The sequence below is a fragment of the Nocardia sp. NPDC056541 genome, from assembly GCF_042794235.1.
GTDB lineage: Bacteria > Actinomycetota > Actinomycetes > Mycobacteriales > Mycobacteriaceae > Nocardia.
The window spans coordinates 26,920-47,522 of sequence record NZ_JBHTUD010000001.1 but is presented as its reverse complement, the minus strand read 5'-3'; the positions used below and the strand labels follow the sequence as shown (position 1 = coordinate 47,522).

Annotated in this window: 19 protein-coding genes; 10 read left to right on the top strand and 9 right to left on the bottom strand. The window is 66.9% G+C overall.

Annotation, left to right across the window (positions count from 1 at the left end; translation table 11 throughout):
* Positions 1-25: 25 nt before the first annotated feature.
* Positions 26-1,186 carry a zinc-binding dehydrogenase gene (locus tag ACFQ9R_RS00210; protein ID WP_378987074.1) on the bottom strand — a complete coding sequence of 387 codons (1,161 nt, stop codon included), beginning with the start codon at positions 1,184-1,186 and terminating at the stop codon, positions 26-28.
* 163 nt (positions 1,187-1,349) lie between these two features.
* Positions 1,350-2,897 carry a long-chain-fatty-acid--CoA ligase gene (locus tag ACFQ9R_RS00205; RefSeq protein WP_378987071.1) on the bottom strand — a complete coding sequence of 516 codons (1,548 nt, stop codon included), beginning with the start codon at positions 2,895-2,897 and terminating at the stop codon, positions 1,350-1,352.
* Between the two features lie 127 nt (positions 2,898-3,024).
* Between ACFQ9R_RS00205 and ACFQ9R_RS00200 the strand changes: the two genes are divergently transcribed.
* The 10 genes from ACFQ9R_RS00200 (at position 3,025) to ACFQ9R_RS00155 (ending at position 10,434) form a co-directional block, all read left to right on the top strand.
* Positions 3,025-4,200 (top strand): lipid-transfer protein, encoded by a 1,176-nt coding sequence (locus ACFQ9R_RS00200; RefSeq protein ID WP_378987067.1) that lies wholly within the window; start codon positions 3,025-3,027, stop codon positions 4,198-4,200.
* A complete protein-coding gene (locus ACFQ9R_RS00195; protein ID WP_378987064.1) occupies positions 4,200-4,658 on the top strand; it encodes a MaoC family dehydratase N-terminal domain-containing protein in 459 nt (152 codons plus the stop codon). Before ACFQ9R_RS00200 ends, ACFQ9R_RS00195 begins: the two co-directional genes overlap by 1 nt.
* Positions 4,655-5,062: a MaoC/PaaZ C-terminal domain-containing protein gene (locus ACFQ9R_RS00190; RefSeq protein WP_378987061.1), complete on the top strand. Its 408-nt coding sequence runs from the start codon at positions 4,655-4,657 to the stop codon at positions 5,060-5,062. Before ACFQ9R_RS00195 ends, ACFQ9R_RS00190 begins: the two co-directional genes overlap by 4 nt.
* A gap of 13 nt (positions 5,063-5,075) precedes the next feature.
* Positions 5,076-5,906 carry an SDR family NAD(P)-dependent oxidoreductase gene (locus ACFQ9R_RS00185; protein WP_378925660.1) on the top strand — a complete coding sequence of 277 codons (831 nt, stop codon included), beginning with the start codon at positions 5,076-5,078 and terminating at the stop codon, positions 5,904-5,906.
* 14 nt (positions 5,907-5,920) lie between these two features.
* Entirely contained in the window at positions 5,921-7,066 is a 1,146-nt protein-coding gene (locus ACFQ9R_RS00180; protein WP_378987058.1) for an acyl-CoA dehydrogenase family protein, read from the top strand.
* Positions 7,067-7,083: 17 nt separating this feature from the next.
* Positions 7,084-8,229, top strand: coding sequence for a TetR/AcrR family transcriptional regulator (locus ACFQ9R_RS00175; protein WP_378925655.1), 1,146 nt, complete (start codon positions 7,084-7,086; stop codon positions 8,227-8,229).
* 205 nt (positions 8,230-8,434) lie between these two features.
* On the top strand, positions 8,435-8,893 hold the full coding sequence (locus ACFQ9R_RS00170; RefSeq protein ID WP_378987055.1) for a hypothetical protein: 459 nt from the start codon (positions 8,435-8,437) through the stop codon (positions 8,891-8,893).
* A gap of 29 nt (positions 8,894-8,922) precedes the next feature.
* Positions 8,923-9,702 (top strand): TetR/AcrR family transcriptional regulator, encoded by a 780-nt coding sequence (locus ACFQ9R_RS00165; RefSeq protein ID WP_378988436.1) that lies wholly within the window; start codon positions 8,923-8,925, stop codon positions 9,700-9,702.
* Positions 9,665-10,207, top strand: coding sequence for a hypothetical protein (locus tag ACFQ9R_RS00160; protein ID WP_378987052.1), 543 nt, complete (start codon positions 9,665-9,667; stop codon positions 10,205-10,207). Before ACFQ9R_RS00165 ends, ACFQ9R_RS00160 begins: the two co-directional genes overlap by 38 nt.
* Entirely contained in the window at positions 10,207-10,434 is a 228-nt protein-coding gene (locus tag ACFQ9R_RS00155; RefSeq protein ID WP_378925650.1) for a hypothetical protein, read from the top strand. The genes ACFQ9R_RS00160 and ACFQ9R_RS00155 overlap by 1 nt, the downstream gene beginning before the upstream one ends.
* Before the next feature lie 33 nt (positions 10,435-10,467).
* Here the strand turns inward: ACFQ9R_RS00155 and ACFQ9R_RS00150 are convergent, their stop codons facing one another.
* The 7 genes from ACFQ9R_RS00150 to ACFQ9R_RS00120 form a co-directional block, all read right to left on the bottom strand.
* Positions 10,468-13,704: a protein kinase gene (locus ACFQ9R_RS00150; protein ID WP_378987048.1), complete on the bottom strand. Its 3,237-nt coding sequence runs from the start codon at positions 13,702-13,704 to the stop codon at positions 10,468-10,470.
* Positions 13,705-13,926: 222 nt separating this feature from the next.
* Entirely contained in the window at positions 13,927-14,976 is a 1,050-nt protein-coding gene (locus tag ACFQ9R_RS00145) for a helix-turn-helix domain-containing protein (RefSeq protein ID WP_378925645.1), read from the bottom strand.
* Complete coding sequence (locus ACFQ9R_RS00140) at positions 14,961-15,644, bottom strand: TetR family transcriptional regulator (RefSeq protein ID WP_378925643.1); 684 nt, start codon at positions 15,642-15,644, stop codon at positions 14,961-14,963. The genes ACFQ9R_RS00145 and ACFQ9R_RS00140 overlap by 16 nt, the downstream gene beginning before the upstream one ends.
* A gap of 172 nt (positions 15,645-15,816) precedes the next feature.
* Complete coding sequence (locus ACFQ9R_RS00135) at positions 15,817-16,809, bottom strand: oxidoreductase (protein ID WP_378987045.1); 993 nt, start codon at positions 16,807-16,809, stop codon at positions 15,817-15,819.
* A gap of 253 nt (positions 16,810-17,062) precedes the next feature.
* Positions 17,063-17,593, bottom strand: a complete 531-nt coding sequence (locus ACFQ9R_RS00130; protein ID WP_378987042.1) for a hypothetical protein — start codon at positions 17,591-17,593, stop codon at positions 17,063-17,065.
* A 438-nt stretch (positions 17,594-18,031) separates the two neighbouring features.
* Complete coding sequence (locus ACFQ9R_RS00125) at positions 18,032-19,231, bottom strand: acyl-CoA dehydrogenase family protein (protein ID WP_378987039.1); 1,200 nt, start codon at positions 19,229-19,231, stop codon at positions 18,032-18,034.
* The gene (locus ACFQ9R_RS00120) at positions 19,224-20,417 is read right to left on the bottom strand and encodes an acyl-CoA dehydrogenase family protein (protein ID WP_378987036.1); all 1,194 of its coding nucleotides are present in this window, start codon (positions 20,415-20,417) and stop codon (positions 19,224-19,226) included. Before ACFQ9R_RS00120 ends, ACFQ9R_RS00125 begins: the two co-directional genes overlap by 8 nt.
* Positions 20,418-20,603: the final 186 nt, after the last annotated feature.

Sequence of the window (20,603 nt, the reverse complement as noted above, 5' to 3'; positions counted from 1 at the left end):
CGTCGGTCGACCAACGGCTCCGGTCTCAGGGCGCAACTTTGTCGCTGCGCGGATCGATCAGGATCTTGGCGTGGTGGTCCGGGGAGCCCAGTGCGGCGAAGGCCGCTTCGACGCCGTCGAGCCCGACCGTACCGGTGATCAGCGGGCTGGGATCGACGGTGCCGTCGGCGATCATGTGCAGGGTGTCGCGGAATTCGCCGGGGTCGTAGCCGAGGACGAACCGCAGCTCGATCTCCTTGTTGATGGCGTTGGCGGGATGGAACGCATCCTGCTGCATGCACACCCCCACGACCACGACACGGGTAGACGGCGGTGCCGCGGTGAGGATCTGGTCGATGATGCCGGGCACGCCGACACATTCGAAGACGACCGGACCGGCCGGGCCGCGGTCGAGCATGTGGGCCGCGCGAAACAGGTACCACCACGGGACTTTGGGGATGCGGCGCACCCGTTCCATGACGTCGAAGCCCAGGTTCAGCAAGTCTGCGGCACCGGCGATGCGGGGCGGCCTCGGCGCCGCCTCCCAGGCGGATTCGGTGGTCGGGTCGACCACGACGTCGGCGCCACAGGCGCGGGCCAGTTCCCGGCGGCGTGGGGAGAAGTCGCTCGCGATCACGGTGCGCACACCGGCGGCCTTCAGCATGGTGACGACGGCCAGCCCGATGGGTCCGCAGCCGATCACGAACGCGGTCTGCCCCTTGGCGATCCGGCTCTTGCGGACGGCGTGCCAGCCGACCGCCATCGGCTCGGTGAGTGCGGCGAGCTCGGGTGCTAGTCCGTTGGGGACCTCGAATGTCACCGACTCCTGCGTCAGCACCTGTTCGGCGTATCCGCCGGGGGCGTTCGAGGACAGCCCGGTGAGCTCCGGTTCGCGATCCCTGCGCAGAATCGGCATCGCGACCACCGGTGTGCCCGGCTTCCAGCGACGGTGGGTGCGTGGGCCGTACTCGGCGATCTCGCCGGTGAATTCGTGCCCGAGGACGATCCGCTGGTCCGAACGCATGAAGCCGCTGTAGCCGGTGGCGCCGGCCAGGTCGGCGAGTTCGTCGCAGTGCGTTCGTGCGTGCAGGTCCGAGCCGCAGATGCCGCAGCGGGTCACGGAGACCAGCACCTGGCCCGGTCCGGGTTCCGGCGCGGGCAGGTCCTCGACCCGGAATTCGCCCTTGCTGACCACCGTCGCACGCATGAGTACCTCCTGAGCTGTGCCGGCCTGTCACCCGGCGGACCGAGCCCGCAATCCCTGGGCAAGGGTCGCGTCAAGGTCCGCGGTCGTCATCGTAGCTCTGGGAGGTCAGCCGGGGCGGGTGATCGCCCCGGCTGACCTCGAACGCCCCAGCCGGGTGTGGTGTCTAGTGGATGGCGCGGTCGGCGCCCTCCCAATGCAGCTTGCGCAGATCGCGCTTGAGGACCTTGCCCGCCCCGGAAACCGGTAGCGCGTCGAGGAATTCGACGCTGCGGGGCAGCTTGTAGTTCGCGATGTGTTCGCGACAGAACTCGCGGATGTCCGCCTCGGCCGCGGTCTGTCCGGGCGCCAGGACGACCACCGCGTGCACGCGTTCGCCCCAGTCGTGGTCGGGAACGCCGATCACGGCGACCTGGGCGACGGCCGGGTGCTTGGCCACGGCGTTCTCGACCTCGACGGAATAGACGTTCTCGCCGCCGGTGACGATCATGTCCTTGAGCCGGTCGACGAGGAAGACATAGCCGCTCTCGTCCATGTATCCGGCGTCGCCGGTGTGCATCCAGCCATCGCGCAGCGCCGACGCGGTCTCTTCCGGCCGGTTCCAGTAGCCCGTCATCACATGATCACCCCGGACGGCGATCTCGCCGATCTCGCCGCGCGCGAGTTCGATGTCGTCCTCGCCGACGATGCGGACCTCGGCGTGGACCGCCGCGCGCCCGCACGACCTGGTCAGCGCGGGATCGTCGTGGTCCTGCGCGGTGAGCAGGGTGGCGACCGGCGCGAGTTCGGTCATCCCGTAGGCCTGGGTGAACCGCGCGTTGGCGAAGACGGTGCGCGCCTTGGCCATCACGGTCTCGGAGATCGGTGAGGCGCCGTACAGCACGCGCCGCAGACTGGACAGGTCCGCGTCGGCGGCGGCGGGAGAGTCGACGAGCAGCTGGATCATCGTCGGTACCAGCAGCGCGTCGGTCACCCGGTGGGTGACGATGGCGTCGAGGGTGGCTGCCGGGGTGAACGACGGCACGATGACGTGGGTCGCCCCCGTCAGATTGCCGACGTTCCACGCGGCGATATCGGCCAGATGGAACATCGGCGCCGCGTGCAGCAGCATGCCGCCGCGGGTGAGGATGTCGGTGGTGACCAGGCTGCCCATGGCCGAGGTGAGGCAGGCCCGGTGCGACAGCATCACGCCCTTGGGGGAACCGGTGGTGCCGCCGGTGTAGAAGACGCCGTAGAGCTCGTCGCCGCCGCGACGGGCATCGGGGATCGGCGCCGTAGCGGCGATGAGTTCCTCGTAGGAGAGCATGCCCGCGGGCGTCGGACCGTCACCGGCGAAGACGACGGTGCGCAGGTTCGGCGCCCCGGCGCGCAGCGCGTCGACGGCGCCGGCGAAGGCGTCGTCGACGACGAGGACATCGGTGCCGCAATCGAGGAGCGAGTAGGCGACTTCGGCCGTGCTCCAGCGGATATTGACCGGGTTGACCACGGCATCCGCCCACGGCACCGCCATCAGTAGTTCGTGGTAGCGATCGCTGTTGAGGGCGTAGATCCCGACGCGATCACCGGCTCCGACCCCGAGCTCGCGCAGTGCCCCCGCCAGCCGTGCGATGCGATCGACGGATTCGGCGACCGTGCGCCGGCGGGTCCCGAAGATGGTGGCGGTCCGGTCGGGACCGTGTTGCAGCGCCGCGTGCAGGGATTGCGTGATGTGCACGGCCAACTCCTCTGTTGTGAATATTCATGCGTGTGATGTACCTGACATTCTGGCGGGTCTTGATGGAATGTCAAGGGACATGTAACCATGAAGTGAATATTGATTCGTCTAGATTGGTGGTGGTGTGATGCAACGGGTGCAGGTTGCCGGAGTCGGGATGGTGCCGTTCTCGACGCCGAGTAAGAGCGAGCCTTACGACGTCCTGGCAGCGGGTGCGGTCCGCAACGCGCTGCGCGACGCCGGAATCGGCATCGAACAGGTACAACAGGCCTACGCGGGATATGTCTACGGCGACTCGACCAGTGGCCAGCGCGCGCTCTACAGCGTGGGTATGACCGGTATCCCGGTGGTGAATGTCAACAACAACTGTTCGACCGGGTCGTCGGCTTTGTGGCTGGCGCGCCAGGCCGTCGCCAGTGGCGCCGCCGACTGCGTGCTCGCCTTCGGTTTCGAGCAGATGGAACGTGGCGCCCTCGCCATGAAGTGGCCAGACCGGCCGAGTCCGTTCGTCGACTTCATGGCGGTGGCCCACCAGCACAACGGGGAGAGTGACGCACCGTTCGCCGCGCAGCTGTTCGGCGGAGCGGGCGCCGCGTACGCCGAGAAGTACGGCACCGATCCGGCGACCTTCGCGATGATCTCGGTCAAGGCGCGCACGCACGCGAAGAACAATCCGTTCGCGGTGTTCCGGGACGAGGTCACCGTCGCGCAGGTGCTCGAATCACCGCAGATCTTCGGGCCGCTGACCCGGTTGCAGTGCTGCCCGCCCACCTGTGGCGCGGCCGCCGCGATCATCACCAGCGAAGACTTCGCGCGCCGCCACGGTCTGCGGACCGACGTCGCCATCACCGCGCAGGCGATGACGACCGATACCCCCGACACCTTCGACGACCTGCCCAAGCTCGTCGGCTACGACATGACCCGGCGCGCGGCCGACCAGGTCTACGAGGCCGCCGGTGTCGACCCCGCCGACATCCGGGTGGTCGAACTGCACGACTGCTTCACCGCCAACGAACTACTCAGCTACGAAGCGCTGCGCTTGACCCCCGAGGGCACCGCGGAGAGGTTCATCCGCGACGGCGACAACACCTACGGCGGCCGTGTGGTCACCAACCCCTCGGGCGGACTGCTGTCGAAGGGACATCCGCTGGGCGCGACCGGGCTCGCCCAATGCGCCGAGCTCACTTGGCAATTGCGCGGTCAGGCCGAAGCCAGGCAGGTCGACGGCGTAACGGTGGCGCTACAGCACAACATCGGCCTCGGTGGCGCCGCCGTGGTCACCCTCTACGAGAAGGTCGGCTGATGAGCGTCGACATCGAACGCGCGCTCGCGCTCACCTTGCCCACCTTCACCGTCGACGTCGAGCGCGGCCGGTTGCGCCTGTTCGCGCGAGTCATCGGCGAGACCGACCCGGTCTACACCGATGTCGAGGCCGCGCGGGCGGCGGGTCACCCGGATCTCCCGGTCCCGCCGACGTTCTTCTTCAGCCTGATCCTCGAAGCACCCTCGCCTTTCGGCTATCTCGACGAGCTGGACATCGACCTGCGCCGGATCCTGCACGGTGAGCAGGCCTTCGAGTACGTCGCCATGGCCTACGCGGGCGACACCGTCGAGATCAGCGAGCGCGTCGTGGACGTGACCGTCAAACGCGGCGGGGCTCTCGAGTTCGTGACCAAGGAAACCGAATTCCGCCGTGGCACCGATCTTCTCGCCAAGGCCACCAATGTGGCCGTCGTCCGCAATCCGGAGGTGACCACGTGAGCACCGCGCTCCTGACCGTCGGTGCCGAGCTGGCACCCCTGGCTCTGCCGCCCATCTCCCGCGCCACGCTGGCGTTGTTCGCCGGCGCCAGCGGTGACCACAACCCGATCCACATCGACCTCGACAACGCGCAATCCGCCGGCTTCGACGACGTCTTCGCCCAGGGCATGCTCTCCATGGCCTACCTCGGCCGCCTGCTGACCGGTTGGGTGCCCCAGCACGACATCCGGTCCTTCGCCGTGCGCTTCACCGCGATCACCCCGATCCACGGGCAGCCGACCTGCACCGCGACGGTCACCGCCGTCGAGGACGGACTCGCCACCCTCGCCCTCGCCGTCACTCTCACCGACGGCACCTCCACCCTGCTCGGCACCGCGGTCGTCGCCGTGCCGAGCGAGAACTGAGCAGGAGCACATCATGGGAACACTCGACGGCAAGGTAGCCATCGTCACCGGATCCGGTCGCGGCATCGGGCGTGAGATCGCGCTGAAATTCGCCGCGGACGGCGCGTCGGTGGTCGTCAACGACCTCGACAAGGACCCGGCCGAGCAGACCGTCGCCGACATCCGCGCCGCGGGCGGCACGGCGGTCGCGTGCGCGGGCAGCGTCACCGACGACGACTTCGCCGACCGGTTCGTGCAGACCGCGGTCGACGAGTTCGGTGGTATCGACATCGTCGTCAACAACGCGGGCTACACCTGGGACACCGTCATCCAGAAGATGACCGACGAACAATGGGACGCCATCATCGACGTCCACCTCAAGGCGCCGTTCCGGATCCTGCGCGCGGCCCAGCCGGTCATCTCGGCCGAGGTCAAGCGGGCCAAGGCCGCCGGCGAAGCCGTGCCGTGCCGCAAGGTCGTCAACATCTCCTCGATCGCCGGGCTCGGCGGCAACGCGGGCCAAGCCAACTACGCCGCGGCCAAGGCGGGCATCACCGGGCTGACCAAGACCCTCGCCAAGGAGTGGGGCAGGCTCAATGTCACCGTCAACACGGTCGCCTTCGGCCTGATCACCACGCGGCTCACCGAAGCGCCCGCGGACGGCAGCGCCACCATCGACGTGGGCGGCCGCGAGCTTGCCGTCGGCGTGAACCCGACCCTGCTCGACGCCATGGCGGCGCAGATTCCGCTCGGCCGCGCCGGCACCCCGGCCGAGGCGGCGGGCGCCGTCTATCTGCTGTGCCGTCCCGAATCCGATTACATCAGCGCCCAGACACTGGTCTGCGGCGGCGGTTACACCATCTGAGAGGGGATTCCACGATGGACCGGGAGATCTTCGAACCCGAGCACGATGCCTACCGCGACAGCGTGCGGCAGTTTCTGGCCAAGCACGTCGTGCCCGGCTACCAGGAGTGGGAACAGGCGGGCATCGTCGCGCGCTCGCTGTTCACCGACGTCGCCGACCTCGGCGCGTTCATGGCGGTGCCCGAGCAGTTCGGCGGCGCGGGGGTGAACGACTTCCGGTTCAACGCGATTCTGACCGAGGAGGCCGCCGCGGCCGATGTCGCTCCCGCGATGCTCGGCCCGGCGCTGCAAGCCGATATCTGCATGCCCTATCTGCTCGAACTGACGAACGACGAGCAGAAGGCGCGCTGGCTGCCCGGCGTCGCGACCGGCGAGACGATCGTCGCCATCGCCATGACCGAGCCGGGGACCGGGTCCGACCTCTCGGGTATCCGCACCAAAGCGGTCCGCGAGGGCGAGCACTACGTGCTCAACGGCGCGAAGACCTTCATCACCAACGGCATCAACGCCGATCTGGTGATCACCGCGGTGCGCACCGGCGAGCACCCGCACCGCGGCATCAGCCTGATCGTCGTCGAACGCGAGATCGAGGGGTTCACGCGTGGGCGCAATCTGGAGAAGGTCGGCATGCACGCCCAGGACACCGCGGAGTTGTCCTTCAGCGACGCGCGGGTTCCGGTGGCCAACCTGCTCGGCGAGGAAGGCACGGGGTTCTTCGGGCTCAGCAACAACCTGCCCCAGGAACGGCTGTCGATCGCGGTCGCGGCTATGGCCGGTTCGACCGCCGCGCTGCGCGAGACGATGGACTACGTGCGGGAACGCCGGGCCTTCGGGCGCACGATCGGCGATTTCCAGGCGACCCGGTTCCGGCTCGCGGATCTGGTCACCGAGGTCGAGATCACCCAGACCTACGTCGACCGTGGCATCACCGCACTGAACGCCGGTCGATTGAGCGCCGTCGACGCGGCCAAGGCCAAGCTGTGGGCGACCGAACTCCAGAGTCGGGTCATCGACGCCTGCGTTCAGTTGCACGGTGGCTACGGGTACATGCTGGAATACCCGATCGCCCGGGCCTATCTGGATTCGCGGATCGCCCGCATCTACGGCGGCACCAGCGAGATCATGAAGGAGATCATCGGCCGATCGTTGCGGTTGGGCTGAGCGGTAGCATCCCCGTGGTGTCCTCACCGCCCGCCGCCGCGCGTCGCAAACGCCCGGCCAACCGTCGCGAACTGATCGTCGACGCGGCGGCTTTGCTGTTCGCCGACAGCGGTTTCGAGAACATCGCGATGAGCGATGTCGCGGCCGCTGTCGGCGTCGGGCCCTCCGCGCTCTACCGGCATTTCACCGGCAAGGACGACCTGCTGCGGGCCGCCATCGAGCAGACGCTCGACCGGTTCGCCACCACGCTCGACGGCCCCGACGTCCTGGGCGCCGTCGCCGATTTCACGGTCGGGCGGCGCTGCGCGCCGCTGCTGTGGGTGCGCGAGGCACGCCACCTTCCCCGCCCACAGCGCGTGGACCTCGCCGCCCGTCTCGACCAGTTGTACGAGGCGTTCGCGGTGGTGGCGACCGGTGACGCCCCCGGCCTCGGCGCCCGATTGCGCGCGAGAACGGCGTTGGCGGTACTGCTCAGCCCCGCCTTCCACAGCACCAAGCTGCCCGCCGACGAATTCCGGGTGACCCTCGTCGGCATCGCCGAGGCGGTGCTGAGCGTCGAACTGGAAGTGCTTGCGCCACCACCGGTTCCAGCGCCGACAGGCCTGTCGCGCGGGAGTAAGCGCGAACAGATCCTGCGCGCGGCGCTGGGCATCTTCGCCGATCAGACCTACGCGAGCACCGGGATGGAGGAGATCGGCGAGGCCGTGGGCCTGTCCACCTCGAGCGTCTACAACCACTTCAGCAGCAAGCTGGAGATACTCGAAGTCGCGCTGCATCGAGCCAACGGCTACCTCCAGGTCACCTTGGACGACACACTGCTGGCCGCATCCGACGAAGCCGCCGCACTGCGCACGCTCGTCGCGGTCTACGCCGAGTTCACCCTGCGCCACCCGACCCTGGTCGACATCCTGGTCACCGAAGTCCGCAGCCTCGGCGCGCAGGCGGAACCGCTGGTGCAAGCACAGCGCGACTATGTCAGCGAATGGGTCAGGCTGTGCCGTGCGGCACGGCCCACCCTCACCCGGGAACAAGCCCTGGTCACCGTACAAGCGACCCTGATGGCGATGAACGACATCGCCAGAGACGACTCGTTTTCCGACGTTCGTCAGCTGAGCGTCCCGCTGGCTACGATTGCCGTTGCCGCCCTCGGCCTTTCCGGGTAGGCGGTGCGGCCACCGCGGTGGGTGTCGGGAGCGACGGCTGCCGCTGTAGCGAGCGGGCTACCCCGCCAGATGGCGGGATGTGCGGGGATACATTCAGGTCGTATGGCGGTTTTCTGGGCCGAAGCGGACAGCTTGACTAGTAACTATGACTCAGGACACATTTCTTGTTGACACGCATACCCGACGCAAGTCCGACACTCTCCTGATGGTCAGTGTCGGTGCGATCTGGCTCGCGCTGCTCGGTCCGGCATGGACCTACGTACCGGCCTCCCCTGCTACTCCGGCCGTGACGCTGAATTTCGCGGATCTGGCTGTGCTGAATGCGAACAATCCGAGTGGGCTGCAAGCTGCCTTCTATCACTGGGTTGCCTGGGCCTTCGCGGCAAGCACGACCGTGGTCGTGCTCGTCGCGGTCCGAGCGGGCAATCGGGTCGGCGGGCTGCTGTGTGCGGTGACCGGCACCGTTCAGCTGGTACTCACCCTGTTCGTCATGGTCGAAGCGGCACCTGATCTATCCGCTCTGGTCGCAGGTCTCCCGTACGCGCGACTGGGTACGGTCCTGTTCCTCGGCTCCATGGCGGCGCTCGGTTACGCCGGCCTCCGGAGACTGCCGACACCCGATGCGCAGCCACGAGGTGGAGTTCCTCGACCGGCCGCTGCTTAGTTCCGGGCGCGGAGGGCTGTGTGAACGCCATGGACCCCGCCGCCACGGCAATCGACGGGGCCGCGCCCCGTCGATTGCGTGCCGACGCGGTGCGCAATCAGCGGCTGATTCTCGCGGCGGCGCGCACCTTGTTCGCGACCCGTGGGCTCGGAGTCACTCTCGACGATGTCGCCGAGCAGGCGGGTGTCGGAGTCGGCACCGTGTACCGCCGATTCGCGAACAAGCAGCAACTGATCGATGAGGTGTTCGAACAGCACATCGAGATGGTGGTGGAGCAGGCCGAACTCGCCCTGACGAACCCTGATCCTTGGGACGGGCTGGTGCAGTTCTTCGAATTCACCTGCCGCACTGTCGCATTCGATCGAGGGCTCGGCGAGGTGCTGGTCGGAAGCGACGCCGGACTCGCACGGGTCGCGTCCGTGCAGGATCGCCTGAATCCGGCGGTCGTTCGTATCATCGACCAGGCCCGCGGTGCCGGCGTGTTGCGGCCCGACGTGGAGCCGAACGATTTCTTCGCGGTCATCCGCATGGTGCAGGCGATCGCCGATTTCTCCTGGTCGGTCAGTACCGAAGTGTGGCGCCGCTATTTCGTGCTGGTCCTCGACGGATTGCGCGGCGATGGCCCGCCGCGGGCGCCGTTGCCGGTCCCGCCGCTCAGCGATGAAGAGATCGAGATCGCCAGACAGGCCTGCGCGAGCCGCCGACGAAGAGGTGCGCCGGAATTTCGCGGCGCCGAGGCTGTCCTCGCCCCTGCCGCCGAAACGCCGCTGCGTGCCCGGTCGGGACAAAACAGGTACTCGTCTACGTAGTTTTACCGTCGCCGATTGCCTGATCCGGAAGCAGTCTGTGAGGGGACAGATCACACACCTACCGCTCGGGGACATCATGGAATCACAGCAGCGACAGCGAAGTCGCTCCGGCGCGATGCACGGCGCGCGTCGGGTGTACTCGGCGAAGCCGCCGCGAACGCCGGGCGAGGAAACGAACTCCTCCACCACCGTCGATGACGGCGCGGTGTGGGTCCGCTCCACACAGCGGCAACTGGAACTTCTCGCGTCACGTCATTCGATCGATCCGGACATGAGGACGATCATCGAATTTGCCATCAGCTGGGCGCCCTTCGGCGGTGCGAGTCCAGGCGACCTGCTCGTGAACTTCGGTGTCGACCGGGGGCGATTCATGGCGTTGGTGCAGGAAGGGCTGCGCACCCGACGAGCAGACCGCCGACAGCAGCGCCTGCTCAAGCGACAGCTGGCGGTCGCGTTGACATCGGCGTGGCGCGATGTGGGCGGCTCGATCGGAGAAATACGTTGATGACCCTCGCCGAGCAGTCTCGGTTCCCGATTCAGATCGATGTGCACGTGCGAATCTGGCTGGACCGAACGGCCTTCGACTACCGGGCAACATTGGCCGCGGCGATCAACTTGATTCATGATTGCCGCCGAAAGCATTGGTGCACGGTCGAATTGATTCTGTCCACGATCGGGCGATCCCTGCCCGAGAATCGTTTGCCGAACGAGCGATTGTTCCTGGGCCCGTAGCCGCCCGGCACAGTAGCCGTGGCCCGGGCAGGCTCAGAAATCCGGCTGGTCGGCGGCCCACGCGGCGATCTGCGAGCGCGAGGTGAATTCGAGTTTGGTGAGGATATGGTCCACGTGCCCCTCCGCCGTGCGCTGTGATATCACTAGGTGGGCGGCGATATCTTTGTTGGACATACCGCGGGCGACGAGCTCGGTGACCTGGCGCTCACGTTTGGTCAGGGCCCCGCCGGGCCCACGGGTGCGGGTGGCGGCTGCGGATTGTTCGCCGAGTGCGAAGGCCACCGCGGAATCGAAGGTCATCGCGGCGCCTTCCTGGCGGCTCGCCTCGAAGACTCGCTCGCCGAGGGCCTCCCGGCTGTCGTGCGCACAGTCCTCGCGGTGAACGAGCAGGGCCGGAAACACGTAGGCCGAGCTGTGGGTGACACTCACCATCGAATCGGCGACGCCCATCAACACCGCCGCGCGCCGATGATCGTGTTTCTCGGATTCGACCCACGCCAGTGCCTCGGTGCAGGCCGCGGCGACGAGCGGATCTGCCACCAGCCGAGCCAACCGGATGCCTTCTTCCAGCAAATGCGCGGCGTGAGCCGACTCGCCCCGGCGCCACACGACATACCCCGCTGCCCACGATGCCCATGAGCGGAGCATCGTTTCGCCGGCCGACTCGGTGATCGCCAGCACCTGCTCGAAACAGACGAGGGCTCGGGCGGTGTCACCGAGCAATGCGCGAGACAACCCGAGCGAGATCAGTGCGTCCAGTTGCAGGCTGCGCTCGCCGCCTGCTTCGTACACTTCGATGGCGTCGGCCATGAGCTTGTCGACGTGGTCCAGGTCGGCGTCGTTCGCCAGGAGAACAGTGGTCCCCTCGGCATGTGAGAGCAGCGCCGCCACCACCGGATCGGTCGATCGGTCGGCCAACAGCGCGAGTTGCTTCAGGTTGTCGGTGGCATCGGCCAGGTCCGCTTGCAACGAGGCCATTGCCACGGCGGCGTGAAATGCCCTGGCTCGATCGATGGTCTGGGATCCGGTGGTTTGGGTCAGGGCACGAGCGGACCAGTGGCGGCCCTCGTTGGGGCGTCCCCGCATGATCCAGAACAGGCACAGTGCGGTAGTCATCCGCACCGCCGCTTCGTTCGACTCGGACAGCGCGAACTCCAGAGCCTTCCGGAGATTCGGCAGCTCACGTTCCAGTCGGGCAACCCACTGCAACTGGTGTGGACCGATCCATTCCGCCTGTGCTTGCAGGGTTAGTCGAAGGCACCAATCCCGCTGTCGCCGAGCGGAATCCACATACGCGCCGCCTTCCGCGGCCTGTTGTCTACCGTATTCTTGCACGGTCTCGAGCATCCGGAAGCGGACCGTTCGGTCGATCTCGTCGCGGATCAGGATCGACTTGTCGACCAATGCGGACAGGGAGTCGAGCAATTCGGATCGCGTCAGTTCGCCGGCGCAAACCTCCTCGGCGGCGTCGAGCTCGAAACCGCCCGCGAAGACGGACAACAGCGTCCACAAGCGTTGCTCGTCCGGTGTGCACAGGTCGTAGCTCCAGTCGACGCACCACCGCAGGGTCTGCTGCCGCATCGGGGCGCCACGACGCCCGCGAGTCAGCAGACCGTAACGGTCGTCGAGGCGAACCAGAATCTGCTCCGGCGACATCGTGCGGAGCCGGGCAGCGGCAAGCTCGATCGCCAGTGGGAGCCCGTCGAGCCGAGCGCAGATACGCGCCACGCAGGCCCTGTTCTCGTCGGTGACATCGAATCCCGGCACGACTGTCGAGCCGCGTTCGGCGAACAAGGCCACGGCGTCTTCGCGGGCTGCCCGAGGAGCGGGCTTGCCGGCCGGATCGGGAATTGTCAGCGGGGGCACGACGAATACCGATTCGCCGCCGATGTTCAACGCCTCACGGCTGGTCGCCACGATGCGGATCTGCGGACACGCCCGCAACAGTGTTTCGACCAGTGCGGTGACAGCGTCGATCACCTGTTCGCAGTTGTCCAGCACCACCAGCCGGTCGCGTGTGGACAGGTATTCGACCAGCACCGCGAGCGTCGATCCTGCCCCCCGGGTTCGAAGGCCGAGACCGGTGGCGACGACGTCGACCAGCAGGGCCGGATCCCGCAGATCGCCCAGTTCGACGAACCACCCGCCGTCGGTGAAATCTCCCGTCGCCTTGTGGGCGACGCGCAGCGCGAGCCGCGACTTGCCGACGCCACCGATTCCGGTCAGTGTCACGAGACGGGACCCAGCCAGCAGGTTCCTGACCTCGGTCACCTGGCTGCGACGGCCGACGAAGCTGGACAGCTCGAGCGGGAGATTCCCGACGCCGCTTTCAGCCGCGCTCGATGATGCCGGCGGTAGCGATTCGGCGCCGGGCCGGGTTCGGACAGGAAGCCGGTCGACCGGGAAACCGTGCCGGACCTGGACCTGCCGGAGTTGGTCGCCGAAGAGCGCGGCAGTGGGACGCTCGGCCGGGCTCTGTGACATCGCGGCCTCGAGTACCGTGCACACGTCATCGGGCATGCCGCTGACACGCAGGTCAGGGATCGGCTGTTCGGCTATCCGCAGAAACTGGGCGACCATCTGTTCGCCGCTACGGCGCTCGAAGACCGCGTGTCCGGTCAGCGCGCAGAACAATGTCGCGGCCAGACCGTAGACATCCGAGGCCGGGCTGGGATCGTCGCCACGGAGCACTTCGGGCGCGGTGAACGCCGGCGAACCGGTGACAGTACCGGTCGCGGTTTCGAACCCGCCGGTGATGTGGGCGATGCCGAAGTCGGTCAGCGCCGGTTCATCGAAGTCGGTGAGCAGGATGTTGTCCGGCTTGATATCGCGATGCAGGATGCCGGTTCGATGTGCAGTTTCGAGCGCCCCCGCGATCTTCACCCCGAGGTGCAGAACGTCGGGCAGCGGCAGGGGACCGTCGCATCGAATGCGCGCGTGGAGGGAACCACGCGAGTGGTACGGCATCACCAGGTACGGGTGACCGGTGCCGGTGGCGCCGACTTCCAGCATGTCGACGATATTCGGGTGTCCGGTCAAACGTCCCATCGCTTGCTCCTCACGAAAGAATCGCTCCCGATTCTCGTCGAGTTCTCCGATCAGTACCTTCACTGCCACCGTGCGTTCCACGCCGACCTGCCGGCATCGATATACCTTTCCGAACCCTCCGCGCCCGATCTCCTCCGCGCCCGCGAAACCGGCAGTGCTCAGTTCCGCGATGACATCGTCGCCGGCATCACGCTGGGTCTCGCACGGGTCGTCTTCGGCCATCGCAACTCGCGATCTACCAGTGAGGCCGGTCGGAATATCTCCGCCGGCTCTTCTCGCGGACCGTGAATATCGGCGAAGCTGTGCTTTTGCCGTAGGGCGGTTGCACCGTCGCTGAGCCGAACCAGATTGTGTCGTGGGTCATAGGAGCCTCCTTCGGCTTCTCAGTGAACTCACCTGGTGAGGGTCGCTGTAGCCGCCGACAGACGGCTGTCGGCGGCCGAATCACCGACAAATGGCGGTGGTGGGCACAATTTTGTGCCGTTGTTCCGCAGCCATCGCGATGCGCCAGAGGGTGAGGGTCGTGCTCGCGCGGGCGTACCCCTCGCTGCTGAGTGGGGTGTATCCGAGCTGGCGCTCGAGCCAATCGATCCGCTGGCGCATGGTCGAGTGGTGCAGATTGTGCAGGCGAGCGGCTTCGCGAATACTGCTGTGGCTCAGCACAGCCTCCAGCGTCGGCACCACCCATGGTCGCTGGGCCTGCAGCTCGACCACCTGGCGGACATCGGGTGCGCGCGCGGCGGTGTCGGCATCGATGCTCTCGACGATGGTGGCGATGCTGCCGAGTTGGTCATATCGCACGTGGGTGGGTTTGCCGGTGGTGAGGTCGACGGCGATGCGCAGCGCGGTGCGGGCGTGCTGGACCCCGAGATGAACCTCGGTGCTCGCGCACGTGTGGATTCCGGCGGCGATGTCGAGCGGAATCGTGCTCTGTGCCACCGGAGCGGGGAAGAGGCGGATCTGGTGCTCATCGATGAGGAGCCCGGCGGGCATCCGCCGCGCATCCGCCGGATGGGTGGCCACCACTGTGATGGTCGATCCGAGGCCGAGCCGACGCAGTGCGCTGTCCCGGTCTGCGGGGGTGACGCCCGGATCACAGGCAGTGCGTGCCGCGGCCGTGATGGGGGAGGAGTCGCGGGTCTTCTTGACCGCGTGCAGGCTTCGGGCGAATCGTTCCAGGATCAGCGGGTCCAGGGGCCAGGCCGGACCCTCGCGGTCCAGCCAGACCGTGATCTCCTCGAATCGCTGGGTCTGACGCGATGCTGTCCCGGTGCCGAGCTCGGTGATGGTCCGCCCGGCCGCGTCGACGCCGACCCGAAGGCCGCGTTCCGGATCATCGAGCCCGATCGGGGAATCGGCCAGCACCGCGGCTGCCCGCAGCATGGCCATCGCTGAGGACCGTTGGTCCACCAGCGAGTCGAAATGCTCGATCACCCGTAGGGCTTCTGCTGCGCCGCCGTCGATCGTCGCGAGCTTGACTATCCACTCCCGCATGAAAAATCTCCTCGATCCTCATACACCGACGATGGGTCCACGCCATCGGTGCCAGGGCTTGCTGATGACGCGGCGGCCGCGGGAAACAAGCCCGCGACGGCGGCGACGATCGCGGCGCGGCGCGCCTCGCCGGAAGTGTTGCGAACTTGTCCCTGGGCCAAGTCGACGAGGTCTGGCTGCCAGGCCCAAGCCAGCGAGATCTGAGTGACGAGGACCATGATGTCGATCGGGTCCCATGCCGGATTCAGCTGCTCGGTCTCCTGCGCCTGTCTCAATAGATCGACAGTTCGACGCACCGTCTGTCGCACGGACTCCTCGAAGGGGTCGTCCATGACGTCGGCCCGGGTGATGTCCAGCCGTCCCCACTGCAGCAGCCTCAGATGATCGGGATGGGCGGTGAAGTAGTCGTGCACCCGCCCCGCGTAGCTGGGTAGGTCGGTCGCGTCTATGCGGGTGGCTTCGGTCATCGTCGCAAGTTCCCGCTCGGCGACGATCCGGTAGAGCTGTTGCTTGCTGTGAAAGTGCGCGTACAGGCGTTCCTTGCTCGTTTTCGCCCTGCGCGCGATCCGCTCGATGCGACCACCCGCGACCCCGTACTGCGCGAACTCGTCCGTCGCCGCAGTGAGAATGCGGTCGCGTGTGGTATCGGCATCTGTGGCGGTAGTCACTCCGTCAGTGTACCAAACCAAACCGTTTGGTGTGGCAAGAATGATGTACCGGATCGGGCGAGATCGCTGGGCGGGGCAGGGGGCCACGGCTGGATCGCAGAGCTCTCAGGTTCACCACTCGGTGGTGAACCTGAGAGGTTCGCCGCCACGGCCGCGGCTGTTCACAACGCCCTTACAGTCGTACGACGGTGCGGCCCCGGACGGCACCCGTGAGGATGTCGGCGGCGATCTCGGGGACGCGGTCCAGTCCCACTTCGTGGGAGATGCTGTCCACCAAGTTCTTCGGTTTGAGGTCTGTGCCGAGTCGCAGCCACACGGCGGCGCGGACATCCTCCGGGCACAGGACGGAGTCGATCCCCAGCAGCGTGACTCCGCGCAGGATGAAGGGCAGAACAGTGATGTTCAGTGCCGGACCGCCGGTGAGGCCGCAGTTCGCCACGGCACCGCGGTAGCGCGTGGTTCGCAGCAGGTAGGCGAGTGTGTCGCCACCGACCGGGTCCACGCTGCCTGCCCACAGCTCGCCTTCCAGCGGGAAGTGGCTCCGTGTGGAGACGTCTTCGCGGTCGAGGACCTCGGCCGCGCCCAATTCCCGGAGGTAGTCGTGCTCCGCGGGCTTTCCGGTACTGGCGACGACTTCGTAGCCGAGTCCGGCGAGCATACTCACCGCGGTGCTGCCGACGCCGCCGGTGGCGCCGGTCACGAGCACGCGGCCATCGCCTGGCACGAGCCCGTTCTCCTCCAGCCGTTGGATCGAGAGGGCTGCGGTGAAGCCGGCGGTGCCGAGTGCCATCGCCTCCTTGGCGGTCAGGCCCGGCGGGAGCGGCTCCAGGAATTCGCCGGGCAGGCGTGCGTATTCGGCGTAGCCGCCGAAGCGGTCGGTGCCGAGCCCGCGGCCGATGGCGACGACTTCCTGGCCGACCGTGAAGCGCGGGTCGCTCGATTCGGTCACCGTGCCGGCGATATCGATGCCGGGCACCATCGGGTACGAGGTCACGACTGGGCTCTCCGGGAGGCAGGCGAGGCCATCCTTGTAGTTGATGCTCGAGTACTGCACGCGCACGGTGACGTTGCCTGCGGGCAGGTCGTCGAGCGTGAGCTGCTGCACGCCGGCGCTGAACCCGGTCTCGCTCTTGTTGACAACGAAAGCGTTGAAGGACTTGGACATGACACCTTCCTGAATCGAACACGAACCTAGATAGATTGATCTAGTGAATCGTATGTGCAGGACTATCGGTGCGTCAATTGCTGGAGAGGCCGAGCAGGTGCGACGAGATCACTGTCGGTTCAGCCGTGATCCGCAGCGCCGCTACCTGACAAGAAATGACGGAGGGCGGCCAACATGGACCGCCCTCCGTCATCGTTTCGAGGCAGAATCCGGGCGTGCTAGGCCAGGAATATGCTCAGCGAAGGATGGCGCTTCAGTTCGCGGTGGGGGCGGTAATTGTGATTCCGCGCGCGGCCGCCTCGGCGAATGCGTCATGTTTGTCGATGATCGGCGCGGAAGCGTCGATCCGTGAAACGCCCGGCACATCGCCGTAGTCGTCACCGAGGTCCTCGCCCATGACCTTCGCGAAGTTGGAGTCTGTGTACAGCCGCTCGCCGGAGATCAGCTTCAGGTCGGCATCGAAGCTGATCACGACCAAGTACATGCCGGTATAGCGCTCGCCCTCGAGGGTGAACGACACCCACGCTTCCCGGATCAGTGTGTTCGATGCCGATGCGTGCACTCGTTTTTCCGCGGCGATATCGTACTTGCCCGTGTTCGGCAGTACCCGCCGATAGTGTTCACGGACCGCGCCGGTCCCGTCCGCCGCCCAGCCGAAGTTCGGAAACTCGTAGTGCGGGTTCGGGGACACCGTCGCCATCGTTGCCTCGATGTCCTGCTCCAGCTCCGCCTTTTCGTGCGCGAGCAGGATGTCTTCCATTTCCTTGAAGGTCAGTTCTTTCATGTGACAAATATTCGATGAGTGTGAGCTGAAAGTCAATACTCGTACGACGATTATAAATCGTGCCACAAACAATTCCGGCGCCGCACATCATATGACCGCAAAAGGCCAGCCACTGTATAAATGGCTTGCCTTTCATGGGCACATGCATGTGCGGCGCCGCGGGCTGCTGACCAGGCGTTTTCTCGATAGGGGAGTGCGCCGAAAGTTGAACGGCGCACAAAAGAATTGCTCCTCTGTCAGGGTGGATTGCGGATCGGAAATAGGTATGGGTAGCTATTCTCCTGGCCGGTTCACCGTAATCGCAACCAGATCTGTCGCCCTCTGGGATGACTACCTGCACTGTTGACCCGCTGGCGGGCGAGTGTCCGGATCATGGTGACGAAGTGTGAATAGATAGATTGATCTACTATGCAGTGTAGCCTCGTGTCTTCCAGCGCGTCAACGGTTGACGAGCAGCTGCCCGGTCGCGATGGGGACGTCGAAGTCGCCGGCGGCGGTGTCCAGCACGAGCTCGGCGATCCGCGCCCGGTGTTCCTCGGCGCTACCGAGCAGGACGGCGTCGGTGAAGGCGCGCTTGAAGTAGAGGTGTACCTGGTGCTCCCAGGTGAACCCGATACCGCCGTGCACCTGGACGGTATCGGCAGCGATGCGGGTGAAGGCTGCCGAGCAGGTTGCCTGGGCGATCGACGCCGTCAGCGCCGGGTCGTCGGTACCGTCCTGCAGCGTCCACGCGCCGTAGTAGGCCGCGGAGCGCGCGTGTTCCTGGTCGACGAGCATGTCGGCGAGCCGGTGTTTGACGGCTTGGAACGAACCGATGGGCCGACCGAACTGTCGCCGTTGCTTGGCATACGAGATGCTCAGATCGAGCAGGTGCTGGGCGCCACCTACCTGCGCGGCGGCCAGCAGTACGGCGCCGGTGTCCATGGCGTGCCGGCAGATCCGAGGTGTCTGCGCGGGGCCGGCGAGTAGCCGGGCTGCCGCGTCGGCGAACCGGACGGTGGCTTGTGGCCGGGTCGGGTCCAGTGTGGACAGGGCGGTGCGCTGCACTCCGGGACCGGTGGCGTCGACCACGAACAAACTCACCCCGTCCGGACCGGCCGCGGCGACGAGCAGGTCGTCCGCGGTGCTCGCGTCGACGACGCGCTCGATGGTCCCGGACACTGTCCACGCGTTCCCGGAGCCGGTGGCCCGTACCGTCACGGCCTCGACGGCCAAGCGCCCGGCCCGGTCGGGGGCGGCGAAGGCGGCGATGCGGACTCCGGCGACGAGCCGGCTCAATGTTTCGGTACGGGCCTGCGTGTCCGGCGCGGCGACCAGCGCGGGGATCGACAACGCGAGGGTGCCGACAACGGGGCCGCAGAACAGGGCGGCGCCCAGTTCCTCGGCGACGATCGCGGCGTCGACAATGCCACCGCCCGAGCCGCCGAGGTCCTCCGGCACGCCGAGCCCGAGTACGCCCAGCTCGGATCCGAGTCGGACCCAAGCCTTGGGGTCGAACGGAGACTCGGACTCCATCAGCCGCCGCACGGTCGCTTCGTCGGAGTTCTCCGCGCAGAAGGCGCGTACCGCTCGGCGCAACTCCTGCTGCTCCGGCGTGAAGACGAACTGCTTGCTCGGAGTCGGGTTCTGATCAGCCACGGGGCACCTCGCGCCAGGGTCGTCCGGAGTCGGCACGCAGGTCGCCGGGCAAGCCCAGGATCCGCTCGCCGAGAATGTTGCGCAGCACCTCGGAGGTGCCGCCCTCGATGGTGTTGGCGCGGGAGCGCAGGAAGCGCTGCTGCACCGGTCCCAGCTCGTCCTCGCCGAAGTCGTTGTCGCGCATGGTGTAGTCGCCGTAGAGCAGTCCCTCCGGTCCGAGCAGATCCATGCAGAACTCGTAGATCTGCTTGTTCAGCTCGGCGCCGACGAGTTTGCCGATCGACCCCTCTGGTCCGGGGCCGCGCACGGTCGCGGTGGCGCCGGAGCGCGCCGAGGTGAGTCGCTGTGCCTCCGAGCGCACCCAGAGCTGGGTGAGGCAATCGCGCAGCACCGGGGTGTGCCGGTCGGGGCGCCGAGCCCACAGCGCGACGGCGTCGGCGATCGTGCCGTCGCCGCGACGGGTTCCGCTGGCGCCGATCGAATTTCGTTCGTTCATCAGCGTGGTCATGGCGACCTGCCAGCCCGCGCCGATCGCGCCCAGCCGGTGTGCGTCCGGGATCCGGACATCGGTGAGGTAGACCTCGTTGAACTCGGCCTGGCCGGTCATCTGGCGCAGCGGCCGGGTTTCGACACCCGGCGCGCGCATGTCGACGACGAAATAGGTGAGGCCCTGGTGTTTCGGTACATCCGGGTCGGTGCGGGCGAGCAGTAGTGCCCAGCTGGCGCGATGCGCCAGGGTGGTCCACACCTTCTGCCCGTTCGCCACCCAGCTGTCACCGTCGCGGACGGCCGAGGTCGCCAGTCCGGCCAGATCGGATCCGGCGCCCGGCTCGGAAAACAGCTGACACCAGATGTTCTCGTTGGTTGCGAGCGGGCGCAGCCACCGGCGCTTCAGTTCGTCGGTCCGGGCGTGTTCGATGAGGGTCGGCGCGGCCATGCCGTAGCCGACCGGGTTCACGGCGTACGGCGCGGTGGCCCCCGCCTGCTGAAGGATCGCGGCCGCGACGGTTTGGAGGCCGCGTGAGACGCCGAGCCCGCCGAGGTTCTCGGGGAAGTGCACCCACGACAGACCGGCGTCGAAGCAGGCCCCGAGGAACTCGGTCAGTGGAACGGACCGGGGATCGTGCTCCCGGATGACCCTGCGCGCGGCGTCCGCGACCCGTGCGTAGTCGGCTTCAGCGCTCAACTTCAGCTCCAGTGATCGAGGCATCCATGCCGGAGGATCGCATTCGGCTCCCTTTTCTTCACCAACAACACGACTAGATAGAACGATCTAGCTAGGGTGACACTAGGGGATGTCGCCCGGTGCGTCAACGTCGAAGATGGCGGAGCGGGGTGCGGGTCGACCAGGTGGTTCCGTGGCAGACGGTTC